Genomic DNA, 16,365 nt, shown 5'->3' with positions numbered 1-16,365 from the left:
AATGATAAAAAAAATCCCTTACAAATTACTCGCTGTATCGACGCTATTAACTATTACAACTGCTAATGTAGTTTCACCAGTAACAACTTTTGCAAGTGAAATTGAACAAACGAACAATGGAGATACGGCTCTTTCTGCAAATGAAGCGAGAATGAAAGAGACCTTGCAAAAGGCTGGATTATTTGCAAAATCTATGAATGCCTATTCTTATATGTTAATTAAGAATCCTGATGTGAATTTTGAGGGAATTACCATTAATGGATATGTAGATTTACCTGGTAGAATCGTACAAGATCAAAAGAATGCAAGGGCACATGCCGTTACTTGGGATACGAAAGTAAAAAAACAGCTTTTAGATACATTGAATGGTATTGTTGAATACGATACAACATTTGATAATTATTATGAAACAATGATAGAGGCGATTAATACAGGGGATGGAGAAACTTTAAAAGAAGGGATTACAGATTTACGAGGTGAAATTCAACAAAATCAAAAGTATGCACAACAACTAATAGAAGAATTAACTAAATTAAGAGACTCTATTGGACACGATGTTAGAGCATTTGGAAGTAATAAAGAGCTCTTGCAATCAATTTTAAAAAATCAAGGTGCAGATGTTGATGCCGATCAAAAGCGTCTAGAAGAAGTATTAGGATCAGTAAACTATTATAAACAATTAGAATCTGATGGGTTTAATGTAATGAAGGGCGCTATTTTGGGTCTACCAATAATTGGCGGTATTATAGTGGGAGTAGCAAGGGATAATTTAGGTAAGTTAGAGCCTTTATTAGCAGAATTACGTCAGACCGTTGATTATAAAGTAACCTTAAATCGTGTAGTTGGAGTTGCTTACAGTAATATTAATGAAATGCACAAGGCGCTTGATGATGCTATTAACGCTCTTACTTATATGTCCACGCAGTGGCATGATTTAGATTCTCAATATTCGGGCGTTCTAGGGCATATTGAGAATGCAGCTCAAAAAGCCGATCAAAATAAATTTAAATTCTTAAAACCTAATTTAAATGCAGCGAAAGACAGTTGGAAAACATTACGAACAGATGCTGTTACATTAAAAGAAGGAATAAAGGAATTAAAAGTGGAAACTGTTACTCCACAAAAATAGGGAAATATTAATTCTGTTGTAAAGTGAACTAAAACATAGAAAGTCTATGATTACACTGTTAAACAGAAAAGTAATAATTAATAAATCCTTATATAACAGAAAGGCGGAGTCTCATTAAAGACTTCGCCTTTCAATTATATATAAGTATGATTCAAATAAAAAATAACCTTGTAGTTTAATTGCTTTTTTAAAATTTGCAACAGAATTGGTTAATTTGAAGCAGATTATATACATTTTCTTTACTACTTAATAATTTGAAGGCTGCTAAAGAAAGTTTAAACGATACTGATAAAAGATGTAGAACTCATTTTGAAAGACATCGCGTTTTAATAAGATTAGAACTTGAAACCATACCTTATATAGGAGGAATACGAAATGATGAAAAAAATCCCTAATAAACTACTCGCTGTATCAGCGTTTTTAACTATAACAACTACTTATGCAGTCATACCACTAGAAACTTTTGCAATTGAAATTGAACAAACGAACACTGAAAATATGTCTCTTTCAGCAAATGAAGAACAGATGAAAAAAGCTTTGCAAGATGCTGGTTTATTTGCAAAAGCTATGAATGAATATTCTTATTTGCTAATTAATAATCCAGATGTGAGTTTTGAAGGAATAACTATTAATGGAAATGCAGATTTACCTAGTAAAATTGTACAAGATCAAAAGAATGCAAGAGCACATGCTGTTACATGGAATACACAAGTAAAAAAACAGCTTTTTGATACATTGACAGGCATTATAGAATACGATACAAAATTTGAAAATTATTATGAAACATTAGTAGAGGCGATCAATACTGGAAATGGAGATACTTTAAAAAAGGGGATTACAGATTTACAGGGAGGAATTCAACAAAATCAAAAGTCTGCAAAAGCATTAATAGAAGAATTAATTCAATTAAAAAATGCTATTGGAGAAGATGTTAGAACATTTGGAAGTCATAAAGAGACATTGCAATCGATTTTAAAAAACCAAGGTGCTGATGTGGAGGCTGACCAAAAGCGTCTAGAGGACCTTTTAGGACAAGTAAAATATCAGAAAGACATAGAATCTAAGGGGTTAGACATGGTGAAAATCCCCTTTATTCCAACCTTGATTGCTGGTGGCATAATGATAGGTGATGCAAGAGGTAAGTTAGGTTGGCTAGAACCTGAATTAGCAAAATTGCGTCAGACTGTAGATTATAAAATAACATTGAATCGTGTAGTTGGAGTTGCATTTCATAATATTAGTGATATGCATAGTATGCTTGATAGTGCTATCACTGCTCTTACTTATATGTCTACGCAATGGGAGGATTTAGATTCTCAATATTCGGGTGTACTGGGACATATTGATAAAGCTGATCAAAAAGTTGATCAAAATAAATATAAATTCTTAACCCCTAGCTTGAATGCAGCGAAAAACAGTTGGAAAACATTAAAAACAGATGTTGTCACTTTGCAAGAAGGGATAAAAATTGCAGAGAAAAAAGAACAGGATTTTTTGAATCAGCTTCGTCCATCAAACATTTTCTACTTTTATAAAAAAATTCATAACGCATACACTTTTGAAATAAAGACTGGAACAAATGCGCCAAATGCGTCTTATAAAGTTATGAATTTAACTAAAAACACTGTTCATAATATGTGGAGTGGGGGGGCTAATACTAGCATGTGGGCTGATTGGCTTTCATTCAATCCAAATGATGAATTTGCGGTAGTAGCAGTAGTGGATGGTAAAGAATATGTTGTGTATAAAGACAAAGTACAAAATATAATGAACTGAATCTGAAAGTAACGAAGTAATTGGAGCTGGAGAATAAACTAGACACCAAGTTAATTGAAAAATCTCCTTATATCCTAGAATATTTTGCTCAAGAAAAAGAATTTGTTCAGCGAAAAAGTAAATATTGAACCCAAGGAGTTAGTTGTATTATGTGTATGGTTTTACCGAAAGGTTTCAAGTACATTACTCATACAATTATGTAGTTATCCTGAAGCATCTACAGGTGTTCTTATCGAACTTGAAGAACTACTTAGCTTTCTAAGGGGAGTAATTTTATGCAAAATTAAGTGAACGTTTTTGTACATAGATTAGTTGACATTCATATAGATTTTTTCCATTTTCATAGATAGTTTTGTTTTTTATGTTATTTTTCAAAAATTACTGCTGAAATTTCTATATTCATGACTCAGCATATAATCATTATTCCATGAAATGACATACCACGTCCCTTAAAGTTTCAGACATATTACGATAACTTAAAGAAAAAAGATAATAGTAGTCAACGGTTACTATTATCTTTTTTTAACTATTTTTCATTAAAATATCTCATCTGCTGTGCTCCTTATTTACTTTTCTAGATTTTATCCTAGTTTAAAATTTATGCATTTGAACTGTTTATACAATTTGTAGGATTTTTAGCTTTTTTGTCGAATACACTTAATGCAAGGAGGGACATTACATGATTATTAAAGATTATTTCATCAACCTTTCTATTTTTTCTTTATTAGTTAGCGCAGCAATATTTATTCAAGTGTTTACAAGTAATTCTAGTCGATATTTCGAAAAGCTCTATGGAGGGATTATTGCAGTTACGTTAATGTTCTTTTCTTTTCCATACATGGGATTTTCCTACGATCTTCGAGTTGTTCCTCTTATTCTATCTTTTATTTACTTTGGTCGTATTGCTGGTTGGATTACGTTAATTAGCATAATTGTAATGCGTATCTTTTACATTGGAGGGTATTGGGAACCCCCTGTGATTGCTTATTTATGTATGGGAATTCTATTTTCTACTTTTAAAACTTATTTTAAAAAACTAGATCCTTTTAAAAGTGCATCTTTCTATTTTTCTGTTTTTATTGGAATAAAGTGGTTAGTTGGCGTATTATTTAATACTACATTACTTTACACAGGAGGCTTATTATATATAGCGTTAGGGCTTTTAATTGGGCTATTTCTTATGGAAGCCTACCAGAGATTGTATTATTTAACACAGGACTTATCTAAAATGAATCGAGAATTAAAAAAATCGAAGCAAGAACTTACAGATACCGTACATGAGCTTCAAGGAGGAATTTTTAAATTTAAAAAAGTGGGTAAGCACTTTATACACACTTTATGTGATGGACAGTTTTATTATCAAAACGGATTTTATTCTGAACAGGTGGTAGGAAAAAGCTTACGTACTATTGATGCTTCTATTGTTCCTCCACATTTAGTTCCACAATTGATGAAGTACTATCTTAAGGCATGGGAAGGAAAAGAAATTATATTTGAATTACCTTGGCCAAATGATAAAACTATTATTCTTATTGCGCTTAGGCCGATTAAACGAAATGGACAAGTTATTGAAGTTGTTGGTTCTACAGTTGATATAACCGAAAGGAAAAAGGTAGAATCAGAATTAAGCGCTACCAAAGAATTATTAGAATCATTTATAAAGCACAATCTAGATGCTATTACTATTTCTGATCGAGAAGGGCATATTTTACAAGCCAATAAAGCTTATGAAAAGATATTTGGGTGGTCATCGCAAGAAATCATAGGTAAGAGATTACCTTGTGTACCAGATTTTTTAATGGAAGAATCGCTTGAAAATATTCAGAAAATTCTAACGGGTGAATCTGTGGTTACTAGATTAGAAACTGTTAGACAACGGAGCGATGGGGGTCTTCTTGATGTCAGTCTGACAGTTTCTCCTATACTAGATGTAAGAGGGAATGTGATAGCTTTATCAGCAATTTGTAGAGACATCTCTGAAAGAAAACAAGCAGAAAGAGAGCGGCATCGATTACACCAGCAATTAAGAGATAGTGAAATGAAGTACCGTGCACTAATCGAACAAGCAACTGATGCGGTATATGTAGTAGAGCTGAATGAAGATAATGCTCCAAGTCGATTTATTGAGGTAAACCCTGTTGGGTGTAGAAGATTTGGGTATAGTAGAGAAGAGTTGCTCTCATTATCATTTTCAAATATAGTACCACAAGATTCTCAAATAATCGTAAGGTTATTAGAAAAAATTAAAAAAGGACAAACTTCCTTCACTTTGCAAGATGAATATGTTTTTCCAACAGGAAAAATAATAACAACTGAGTTTAGTGTTCGTGTTTTTAACTTAAATGGTAAAAAAGTTTTCCTAAGTATTTCTCGTGATATCACTGAACGGCTAAAAACAGAAGAATTATTACGAAAATCTGAAAAACTTGCTGTTGTAGGACAATTAGCGACTGTAATGGCTCATGAGATTAATAATCCATTAACTGCAATGAAAGGGTTCATGCAATTACTAAAATCAACGGAAAATGAGAATAATCAGGGTTATATTAATATAGTATCATCAGAGATTGAGCGTATAGAGAGCATTACAACTGAATTTATGGCGGTAGCCAAACCACAGGTGGTAAAAATACAACCTAATGATATTAGTGTGCTAATGGATCAAGTTTTAATGCTACTACAACCTCAAGCAATGATGAATAATATAAAAATTAGAATCGACCTTAACCCTGGTATTCCATTGATTTCATGTGAAGGAAATCAATTAAAACAAGTATTTGTTAATATATTAAAAAATGCAATTGAATCTATGCCGATGGGAGGGGAAATTCTGATTCAATTAAATATACTTGATAATAATCAATTAAGCATTCGTTTTATCGATCAAGGGTGTGGGATTCCAAAAGAACGTATACCATACCTCGGAGAACCTTTTTATAGTATTAAAGAAGAGGGGATTGGCTTAGGGTTAATGATTTGTTATAAAATCATTGAAACACATCAGGGAAAGGTATTTATTGAGAGTGAAGTGAATAAGGGGACTATAGTTGAAGTCACTCTCCCTATTTGCACACTTCAAAATTAATATATTCTTTTTACTGAAATTTTTTAAGAAACCATACAAAATGTAATGTAATGTTATTGACACTTAATGAAATAATAAAGAGAAGAACACTGGTAAAATGTACCCTATAGAATAGACACTTGAAAAATCCTGTTATAAAAACAACCTTTCTTTAGTACCAATACCAAAAGAAAGGTTGTTTTTAATATCGTAATTCCACTTAAAACATTTCTAATTTTTACTTGTAATACATTTTTTAACTAATTTTGGTTAAGTTATTTTCAAAGGCTTTATTATTAATTCAATAAGTATATTTATATATCACCATCCCTAATTTTAAAAATAGCAATTTCCTGAAAACTATATATCGGACGATGAGAACTCAAGCGAAATGGGAAAGTGATTTCTTTATCGATTGAATTATTTGATTTTTCATTCGATTCATTTTATTATATAAACATGACTAAAAGATGTTTTTAGTCGGATTTTTTTACGAAAAACCGACTGATATCTGATTTTAGTCGATTTCTATACTATTTGAGAGAAGGTAGACACTATGTGTGGAATTGCAGGGTGGATAGACTGGTCTAAAGACTTGTCTAATGAACAAGAAACGTTAAAAAAAATGACAGATGCTATCATTCACCGAGGACCTGACGCAGAGGGGCATTGGTTTTCAAAACGAGCGGCATTAGGTCATCGACGTCTCATCGTCATTGATCCTGAAGGTGGCCTTCAACCTATGCTGTATAAAGATGGAAATGATACGATTGGTCTTACGTTTAATGGAGAAATTTATAACTATCAAGAATTACGTAAAGAACTTGAGGAGAAAGGTCATGAATTTCAGACACAGTCTGATACAGAGGTATTACTACATGCTTATTTAGAATGGCAAGAAGATTGTGTTCAACACTTAAATGGGATTTTTGCTTTTGGTATTTGGGATGAAAGATTTGGGAAATTGATACTTGGTCGTGATCATCTAGGGGTGAAGCCTTTATTCTTCGCTCAAAGAGGGAGTGCAATTCTCTTTGGTTCAGAGTTAAAAGTTTTACTTTCGCACCCGCTTGTAGATGCAGAAGTAGATAAAGAAGGACTTTCTGAAATATTCTGTCTTGGACCAACACGTACTCCTGGTCATGCTATTTTCAAGGATATACATGAAGTGCGTGCTGGCCATTATATGACGTTTACCTCTAATGGCTCGACTACGACACAGTATTGGAAACTTGAAAGTAAAAAACATGTAGATGATATTGATACAACAGTCGAGACAATCCGCTCCATTTTACAAGATACGGTTAAACGTCAGTTAATTGCTGATAAACCAGTGGTATCTATGCTTTCCGGAGGTTTAGATTCCAGTGGTTTAACAGGTTTAGCAGGAAATGAATTTGGGAATAAAGGGGAACGCCTTCATACATATTCCCTGAATTTCATCAATGATGAAAAAGACTTTGAGCAAGACTTCCTTCGTTTTGATCGTGATGAACCTTGGGTGAAACGTGTGGCTGAATATGTAGGAACAAAGCATCACTCTATAGAGTTAGGATCAGATAGTTTAATAGAGTATTTATTAACTCCAATGCGAGCGCGTGATCTACCAGGGGTTGGAGAACTAGAAACGTCTCTTTATTTGCTATTTAAGGAAATGAAAAAAGACGCAACAGTTGCACTTTCAGGCGAATCTGCAGATGAAGTATTCTCAGGATATCCATGGTTCCATCAAGCAAAGTTTTTAGATGCAGAGATATTCCCTTGGAGTGTTAATTTATGGTATAGTACAGAAATTTTATCAGAGGATTTTAAAGCGAAGATTAGCCCTGAAAAATACCAAAAACAAAAATTTGAAGATGCGGTTGCTGAGGTTCCCTTTTTAGAAGGTGAAAGTGATCTGCAAAGGAAGCAACGTCAAATGTCTTACATGTTTATTACACGTTTCTTGCCATTTATGCTAGAACGAAAAGATCGCACAAGTATGATGAATGGCTTTGAAGTACGAGTTCCATTTTGCGATTACCGGCTTGTAGAATACTTATGGAATGTCCCATTCGAAATGAAAAGTATAGACAATATTGAAAAAGGTATTTTACGTCGAGCTTTTGAAAATGTACTTCCAGAGGATGTACGTTATCGCAAAAAAAGTGCATATCCAAGCACAAAGGATGCCTCTTATCTACAAGGTATTAGTGAAAGGATGTTACATGTGTTGAACGATCCTGAATCACCTATTTTGCCATTAATTAATGTAGAAAGAGTCCGTGCTATTGCAGAAGGAAAAGACGAAGTAATTTCAGGTAATGATGCACGAGGTATAATAGATTATTTACTTCAAGTTAATGGTTGGCTTCAGGAATATAATATTAAATTAGTATGGTAGATGTAATTTTCAAATAAAGAGAATAGCTGAAACATCAATGACCTAAGTGAACCGCACCTTCAATGTATTAGATAGTTATCTAACAATTGGAGATGCGGTTTTATTATTTTGATTTGCAATAACCCTAATCATTTAGTCAATTAGGATCAAATAAGAAACATAGAAATAGAGGAAATAATATGAATTGGTGGTTCCTTTCTGAGAGTAGGAAGTCTATTTGAACTCGCTACCGATAATCAAATGATATGTTAATTAGATTTGATTACTGTATGCATCGTCTTTTCTTCAATAAATATAAAGTGTTAAACTTCATATTTATTATATAAGGAGATTATCTCATGGGTTATTTGCAAATATTAGATGGGGAGTATTTGACACCTGCATAACCTAAGGATTTAGATGAAATTAATATAGATAAGTATTTACGATTGCCTTCCTATTTTTCTTAGAATTCTTTTAGTGAATCAAAATTTGAATTGCGTATACATCTTTTGTACTAGTAGACTTAAGTCTAAAAGTATGTACAATTACACCATTTGACTAATGGGTAAACTTTACAAACTAATATATACTAGTATTGTGTCTTGCCTTTTTAGGTGCAGTACACAGCCGGTGATTGGCTAGTGGATGTTCTTCCATTTTGCCAGTGCCGGTTTTTTGTTGGATAATAGAGAAAATGAAGTTTTTATAAAGAAAGAAGGGGTTGTTTTGAAAGATGTAAATTCTATCTTTATGAGAGAAAAGATTGCTAGTACTTATCTTTATTTTATTTCTTTTCTTGGTTTGGTTACTATAACTATATCTTTACTTGAAATTAAAATCCCTTCTCATCCAACAATACTCATATTGTTGTTACTATTTATGGGGATCGCAGAGTATTTTCCTGTAAGATTTTGGAGAGGAACTAGTTCGCTTACCTTTCCGATCATTTACGCTATGAATTGGCAGTTTGGAATCCATATAACTATTATTGCTATTGTACTCGTAACGCTAATTATTCACCTGCATCGTCGTTCACCGATACAAAGAATGTTATTTAATAGTACTCAGCATGCACTAAGTTTGATTTTGGCCGAATGGTTTTCAAACAAATGTATGTCCTTATTCATTACTACGATAGATATATCAGTTCTGTATGAAAATTTAATATCTTTGTTATTATTTTGCGTGTTTTTTTGTTTTTTCAACAATCGTTTTTACGATTTGTTAATGATACTCCTTCCGCAGCCATATTCAATCCATCAGTGGTATAAAAAAACTGTAACGGTATTTCTTTGCGAAACTTTTGGTTTCTCTTATTCGGCACTGATGCACGTATTAATTAGTACATATAGTGTGGAGGTAAACGAGATTACAGTACTGTTTTTCTTTTTTCCACTTGTAGCAACTTCTGTTATTAGTTCTTTTTCTGTACGGATAAGGATGGAGAAGGAACGATTATATGAGTTATTTCTTATTACGACCGAAATTAGTCGAGGATTAACCGGAGGAAACTTGAAACATATTAAACAAGCACTTAAAGGTTTTTTTGGCATACAAGCATATGTAATTTGGACAAAAGATGATGAGAACTGGAATATTCTGTTAAAAGATGGGAAGGTCTGCGCTGATATACCTGATGATTCAGAAAAGTTAAGGGGGTTTGAGGAACTTTCTAAAAATCTTGTATTGAATGATTGGAAAATTGGTACGGCTCCTGGAGATGAAATATTTGATAGTGTTATACGCTCACTTGTATATTTTCCTCTTATAGTAAATGATGAATTAGTCGGAATGTTTGTTGCAGGGAAAAGTAGAAATGCAGGTTTCTTTCCGGAGGATGTACAGTCGTTAGCTACATTTTCTAACCAATTAGCTAACGTTGTTAAAACAAGGATATTGATTTCTGAACAGGAAAAAAGAATGATCTTAGAAGAAAGAAATAGAATCGCCCGTGAAATTCACGATGGTATTGCGCAAACATTAGCCGGGGTGATATTCCAACTAGAATCCGCGCAGAAAAAATACCGTGATAAATCAAAAGATATGCAGCAAGTAGTAGAGAAAAGCATAAAAGATTTAAGAGGAAGCCTAGGAGAAGTTCGCTATTCAATTTATGCTTTAAAACCATATCCGACAGAACAATTAGGTCTTAAGCAGGCAATAGCAAGTAAAATAAAATCTTTAAAACAAGAATATGAACTAGACATTACCTATCATGAAAGAGGTCATGCACGTGCGCTTAGTTTTTCAAAAGAAAGAGTTATATTTGATACATTACAAGAGAGTTTGCAAAACATTGTAAAACATGCACAAGCAAAAAAGGCTGATGTTTTACTCAGTTATCAAAGTGAGCACGTGCTTTTAAGGGTTAAGGATAATGGAGTTGGCTTTTCACTATTTGAGTCTATGGTTAAAACAAAGAATGAGCCACATTATGGTATATTACATATGAATGAACAAGCTGACCAATTAGGAGCTACTTTACAGATTGATAGTTCTGTAGGGAAAGGGACAGAAATTACACTGTTAATTCCAGATTCACAAACAAGGGGTGCGTAAAATGATTAAAATATTAGTAGTAGATGATCATGCTTTTTTACGAGATGCAATTCGGAGCATACTAGAGGACGAATCTGATATGAAAGTCGTTGGAGAAGCTAGCTCTGGGGATGCAGTATTGGGAAAAGTAGAAAAATGTCGACCAGATTGTATTTTGATGGATATTAATCTTCCAGGGAAAAATGGGATTGAAGTTACAGAGTTAGTGAAGAAAAATTATCCGAGTTGCCGAGTACTTGTGTTTACAATGTATGAACATGATGAGTATTTAATGGATGCACTTCAGGCCGGTGCTGATGGTTATTTATTGAAGGATTCCTCATCAGAGCAGGTAATAGCAGCAATTCGAATGTTATACCGAGGTGATTCAGTTATTCATCCGCGTATGACTAAAAAATTAATTACATATCATCAGCAAAAAATGAAAGTAGAATCAAATGAAAATGAACTGACGGAACGTGAAAAGGAAATTCTCTTTGAACTAGTAAAAGGACTTAGTAATAAAGAAATTGCTGAAGTTTTATATATTAGTGATAAAACAGTTAAAATACACATCAATAAAATTTTTAAAAAACTAAATGTAAAAAGTCGATCGCAAGCAGTGATTTATGCAGTACGAAATCAATTGGTTCCGCTAGATTAAATAAGAAATCTATCAAAGAACTATCGTGTCGTTTTATTCTGTATCACAAAGAATAAAGGACAAGGTAGTTCTTTTGTACTATGTAGGCATAGAATTCTTACAGAAAAGATACTCCTTTTGTTTAATTTTCAGAATAATCAAAATGTGAAATAATAAAAATGGAATTACATTTTAATATTGTTAATAATTCATTTTGTGAAAATCTTTTGTTGGGAATAAATGATAGGGGCTCTTATAGAAAGAGTAAAGTGAGTGATTAGCTATATGAGGTATGGGGATGGTAGTAGTGTTGGAAATCTTTCATGATACAAAAGATTAAGATTAATAGAGTTTCCAATGCTAAATAGGAATGTAAGAATCAATTTGTTTCAAAAATAATATGTATAATGGGGAGATGCAATATGAAACGAGGGAAATTTGGAAAGATTCTTATTGGAACGTTAACAGTTGGAATGTTATTGTCTCAAGGAATTCCATATAACGTATTAGCGGAAGAGGTAAATACATCTACTTTAACTGGAATTGATGATGCAAATGCTATCTTAAAAAGCCTTACAAAGGAACAACGTAATGCCTTAAAAACGTTAGATACAAAACCAGGTTTTGTTATTTCGCCAGGTATCAATACAGCAAGTCCTGATAATGTGAATGTAATTATAGAATTTAAGCAAGCACCTAGCAAAATTGAAGTACTAAAACAAGCGGCTAAAGGGAAAAAGGTAGCTCTTTCAAATGCGGAACAAAAGGTAGAAGCATCACATAAAGGATTTAAAGCAGAGCTTGAACAGCTTCAAAAGAATAAAGAGAAAGGGACAACTGTAAAATCTGCAAAGATAACAAGAGAATATAAAAATGCTTTTAATGGTGTAGCGATTTCTTTACCAGCAAATATGATCGAAGACTTAGTTCGTACCGGTATTGTTAAGCGCGTATGGGAAGATCATGAGGTTAAAATTGATTTGCCGAAAGACACAGCTAAGACTGCTGTTGAACCGAAAATGGCAGATAGTGTACCGCAAATTGGTGTGGACAAGCTGCATGATGAAAAAATAACAGGTAAAGGAATTAAGGTAGGTGTACTGGACACAGGAATTGATTACAACCACCCGGATTTGAAAGATGCATATAAAGGGTATCGTGCAAAACAAGGTGAAGATCCGAGTAAAATAGATCCGAACTCAATAAAAGGATGGGACTTTGTTAATAATGATGCTGATCCAATGGAGACAACGTATAAGGATTGGCAAAATTCTGGAGGATATCCTGAGATTTATGAGGGAAGTGCATATTATACATCCCATGGTACGCATGTAGCTGGGACAATTGCTGCAGACAAACAGAATAGTGTGGATTATGCAGTGAAGGGCATTGCTCCAGATGTAGATTTATATTCATATCGCGTATTAGGTCCATATGGAAGTGGACAAACAAGCGGTATTCTTGCTGCGATTGATAAAGCAGTGAAAGACGATATGGATGTTATTAATTTATCACTAGGAGCATCTATTAATGATCCGTTATATCCTACCTCTGTCGCAGTGAACAATGCGATGTTAGCTGGTGTTGTTACAGTAGTAGCAGCCGGTAATAGTGGTCCGGGAGAAGGTACCATTGGATCACCTAGTGCAGCGGCACTTCCAATTACAGTTGGAGCCAGTGACGCTGCAATGAATATCCCAACGTTTTCCGCCGATGCAGGTGATGTACATGTAGATAAGATGATGCTACTTGGAAAAAGCTTTACTGATAAGATTGAAGATTTGAAAGGACAATCCTTATCGGTTGTATATACAGGGCTTGGGAAATCAGGTGATTTTACAGGGAAAGATGTGAAAGGGAAGTTAGCTCTTATCCAACGCGGTGAGATTACATTTGATGAAAAAATTAAAAATGCTAAGGAAGCAGGTGCAAAGGCAGTAATTGTATATAACAATGTAGATGGGGAAATTACAAGTTATCTTGGGGAAAGTACTTCATCTATTCCTTCGTTCCGCTTAACAAAAGTAGATGGTGAGAAATTACAAGCAAAAGCTGTACAAGGAGATGTGTCGTTAGCGTTTGGGGAACTTAGTAATATAAAAACAGAGGGAGATCACTTAGCTGATTTTAGCTCCCGTGGTCCTGCAACTAAAACAGATGATATTAAGCCAGATATTGTAGCACCAGGTGTGTCTATTTTCTCAACTGTCCCTGAATATATTAATGATCCAAAGGATGGAGAAAATTATCCGGTAGCGTATGGACGTATGTCAGGTACATCTATGGCAACTCCTCATACTGCAGGAGTTGCAGCACTCATTTTACAAGAACATCCAAACTATAGTCCATTTGAAGTAAAAGAAGCACTTATGAATACCGCGGTTGACCTAAAAGAAGAGCGTTCTGTATTTGAAGTGGGCTCAGGACGAATTGATGCATATCGTGCAGTTCATGCGGATACATCTATCGAGGTTGTCGATAAAACATCCAACGTTGTAGATGATGAAGAAGTAGAAATTGAAGAAAAAACAGGTTCTATTGCATTTGGGTATAAAAACCAACTCGAAAATGGACCTATTAAAGATAGTCGAAAAGTCTTAATAAAGAACAGCAGTAAAACAGAGGGGAAAGAGTTTAAATTAGAAGTGGAGTTTTCACCTACAAGTGTAGGTGTGCAAGATGCAGCGAAGAATGGTGTGAAGCTAAACGTAAAAGATTCTATTAAAGTAGCTCCTGGTACATCAGAAGAAATTAGCCCTGAAATTATCATTCCAGATAACGCTGAATTTGGTAGATATGAGGGATATATTCATATTTCAAATAAAAGCAATGAAAAAGAAGTATATCAAGTACCATTTGCAGTTAAATTCACAGAAAAAGGGATTGCGTCTGTAGATTTACTGAGAGATGCAATGGCAACAGATGCATCGAAATTCCATCCATTTATGGAGAGACCAAGTTCGCCTTTGACATTTAAAGTAAATAGTCCTCTTGAAACTATTGATGCAGTTGTGAAGGACCGTAAGACAGGGAAGGCATTAGGAGTCGTTGGTACACTTGATGCAAGTAGTCTAACACCGAATGTTGAATATATGATGTTTTCTGGTATGGGAGGGTATGTACTTCCATTTACAGGGGATCCAGCTCATCCAATTGGGGATAAACCTGTTATGTTGCCTGATGGAGATTACGAATTAAACTTCGTTGGATATGATAAGGAAGGAAAATCGTATACAAAAGGCGATAGCATTATCATTGATAATGTTATACCGGAAATGAAATTTAAGGATGTACAACCTGGTATACACGAAGTAAATGATTCTATGTTTAAAGAAGAAGACGGCCAACATGCATTATGGGTGCATGGTAATATTTATGATTCTACAGTAGATGCATTAAAAGCAAAAGGCTTGCAGTATGATCAAAAAGCGAATCAAATTGTATATTATCAAAACTCAGCCTTCCCATCAGGTTGGTTGAATACAATTCAAGCAAATGGTGATTTTAAATTTGGAGTACTTCCAGAGGAAATAAATGAGCCGTTAAATTTAAGATTATTTGGATATGACCTTGCCACTGCGGGGAATATGGCAACTGGATATAAAGATTATGTCTTTGTAAAAGAAGGGACAGAATACGCTGTTCCAAGTTATGACAAAGATAAAATAAAATTAGGTGAAAAAATTACGTTAACTTTGAATCTCAATAATGTAAAACAGCTTATGTCAGGTACATTTGAAATTCCTTATTACAAGCAGCTCTTTAAATTTACAGATGTGAAACCAAATCCAGCACTTACGGAATATGTAAAACAACATGGACTGAACCTTAAATTAGAAGATCCGAAGGTAAGTGAAGAAGGAGCTTGGGAAAACAAGGTAAAAGTTGGCGCGTCATTGGAAGGAAAAGAATTTAAAGGATTAGATGGAGATACACCATTTTTAGATGTTACATTCGAGATGACGAGTGATGAATACTTTAATGATTTAACTGCATTTGGAGTAGATAAGTTCTCTTATACAAAAGTTGGTGCAACAGAAAGCAATGAGATTCCTGTGTTTAAAGATAAATCTTTTGCGATTGTTTCGAAACATTCAACGGTTACAGGATATATTGGTCCGGAAGCTTTCTTGAATGAAGAGGGCTATTTAGGTAAGAAAGACTATACAAAACTAGGAGCAAAAGTGTACGCAGTCGGCAAGGATGGAAAGAAATATACAGGAACGATTGATGATAACGGGCATTTTGAGATTCATAGTGTTCCAGTAAGCGATAAAGAATATGATATTTTCGTAGAAATGCCAGGTCATTTAAATAGTAAATTAACAACAAAAATAGGGAAAATGCAGGATGGAGAATTAGTAGGACAAAACTTTAGAGCTGACATAGATGATAACCCTGCAGGTGATGTAAATGGCGATAAAATGGTTGATATTCAAGATGCTAGAATAGCAGCTTTATCGTATGGAAAAGGAACAGTATCTGTAAAAGATGGAGATATAAATCAAGATGGTGTTGTAGATGAAACAGATATTCGTTTTATCGAGAAAAACTTCTTGAAAAAGGGTCCAGATGCTAAAGAAAATCAGAAACCGAAAGAAAATGTAGGGCCAGTGACATTAGATAAAATCTTACGTTCTATTGGCTTAGAACCAAAAAAATAAGTGGACAAACTTTTAGAGTAAATAATGCAATCAGACAATGAATAGTAAATGAAATGAGATTGGCTAACAAATAACCGGTAATGAAATACGGTAACATTACCGGTTATTTTAAAAGTAATAGTCGTTGGGGTACGTGAAGTAACTAGTTTAAAGAGTATTTACTTTCGTTATGGAACAAGGTAGTTG

Annotated in this window: 7 protein-coding genes; all 7 read left to right on the top strand. The window is 33.9% G+C overall.

Annotated features, from left to right (window positions below):
- Position 1 precedes the first annotated feature (1 nt).
- A complete protein-coding gene (hblB, locus tag EKQ63_RS29105; protein ID WP_000591969.1) occupies positions 2-1,129 on the top strand; it encodes a hemolysin BL binding component B in 1,128 nt (375 codons plus the stop codon).
- Positions 1,130-1,504: 375 nt separating this feature from the next.
- A complete protein-coding gene (gene hblA / locus EKQ63_RS29100; protein WP_087952661.1) occupies positions 1,505-2,905 on the top strand; it encodes a hemolysin BL regulatory component HblB in 1,401 nt (466 codons plus the stop codon).
- Between the two features lie 679 nt (positions 2,906-3,584).
- Positions 3,585-5,990, top strand: a complete 2,406-nt coding sequence (locus EKQ63_RS29095; RefSeq protein ID WP_087996874.1) for a PAS domain S-box protein — start codon at positions 3,585-3,587, stop codon at positions 5,988-5,990.
- A 535-nt stretch (positions 5,991-6,525) separates the two neighbouring features.
- Complete coding sequence (gene asnB, locus EKQ63_RS29090) at positions 6,526-8,352, top strand: asparagine synthase (glutamine-hydrolyzing) (RefSeq protein ID WP_087996904.1); 1,827 nt, start codon at positions 6,526-6,528, stop codon at positions 8,350-8,352.
- Between the two features lie 708 nt (positions 8,353-9,060).
- Positions 9,061-10,893, top strand: a complete 1,833-nt coding sequence (locus EKQ63_RS29085) for a GAF domain-containing sensor histidine kinase (RefSeq protein ID WP_041184609.1) — start codon at positions 9,061-9,063, stop codon at positions 10,891-10,893.
- A 1-nt stretch (position 10,894) separates the two neighbouring features.
- Positions 10,895-11,536 (top strand): response regulator, encoded by a 642-nt coding sequence (locus EKQ63_RS29080; RefSeq protein ID WP_143881736.1) that lies wholly within the window; start codon positions 10,895-10,897, stop codon positions 11,534-11,536.
- A 401-nt stretch (positions 11,537-11,937) separates the two neighbouring features.
- On the top strand, positions 11,938-16,179 hold the full coding sequence (locus EKQ63_RS29075) for a S8 family serine peptidase (RefSeq protein ID WP_097851741.1): 4,242 nt from the start codon (positions 11,938-11,940) through the stop codon (positions 16,177-16,179).
- Positions 16,180-16,365 lie beyond the last annotated feature (186 nt).

Source organism: Bacillus sp. BD59S, from assembly GCF_007363175.1.
GTDB classification, from domain to species: Bacteria; Bacillota; Bacilli; order Bacillales; family Bacillaceae_G; genus Bacillus_A; species Bacillus_A pacificus.
This window is presented reverse-complemented; position numbering and strand designations above follow the sequence as displayed.

Bases quoted from the DNA above. Each gene is read 5' to 3' on its own strand.
- EKQ63_RS29075 (WP_097851741.1), top strand. From the start codon at position 11,938: ATGAAACGAGGGAAATTTGGAAAGATTCTTATTGGAACGTTAACAGTT.
- EKQ63_RS29095 (WP_087996874.1), top strand. From the start codon at position 3,585: ATGATTATTAAAGATTATTTCATCAACCTTTCTATTTTTTCTTTATTA.
- hblA (WP_087952661.1), top strand. From the start codon at position 1,505: ATGATGAAAAAAATCCCTAATAAACTACTCGCTGTATCAGCGTTTTTA.
- asnB (WP_087996904.1), top strand. From the start codon at position 6,526: ATGTGTGGAATTGCAGGGTGGATAGACTGGTCTAAAGACTTGTCTAAT.
- EKQ63_RS29080 (WP_143881736.1), top strand. From the start codon at position 10,895: ATGATTAAAATATTAGTAGTAGATGATCATGCTTTTTTACGAGATGCA.
- hblB (WP_000591969.1), top strand. From the start codon at position 2: ATGATAAAAAAAATCCCTTACAAATTACTCGCTGTATCGACGCTATTA.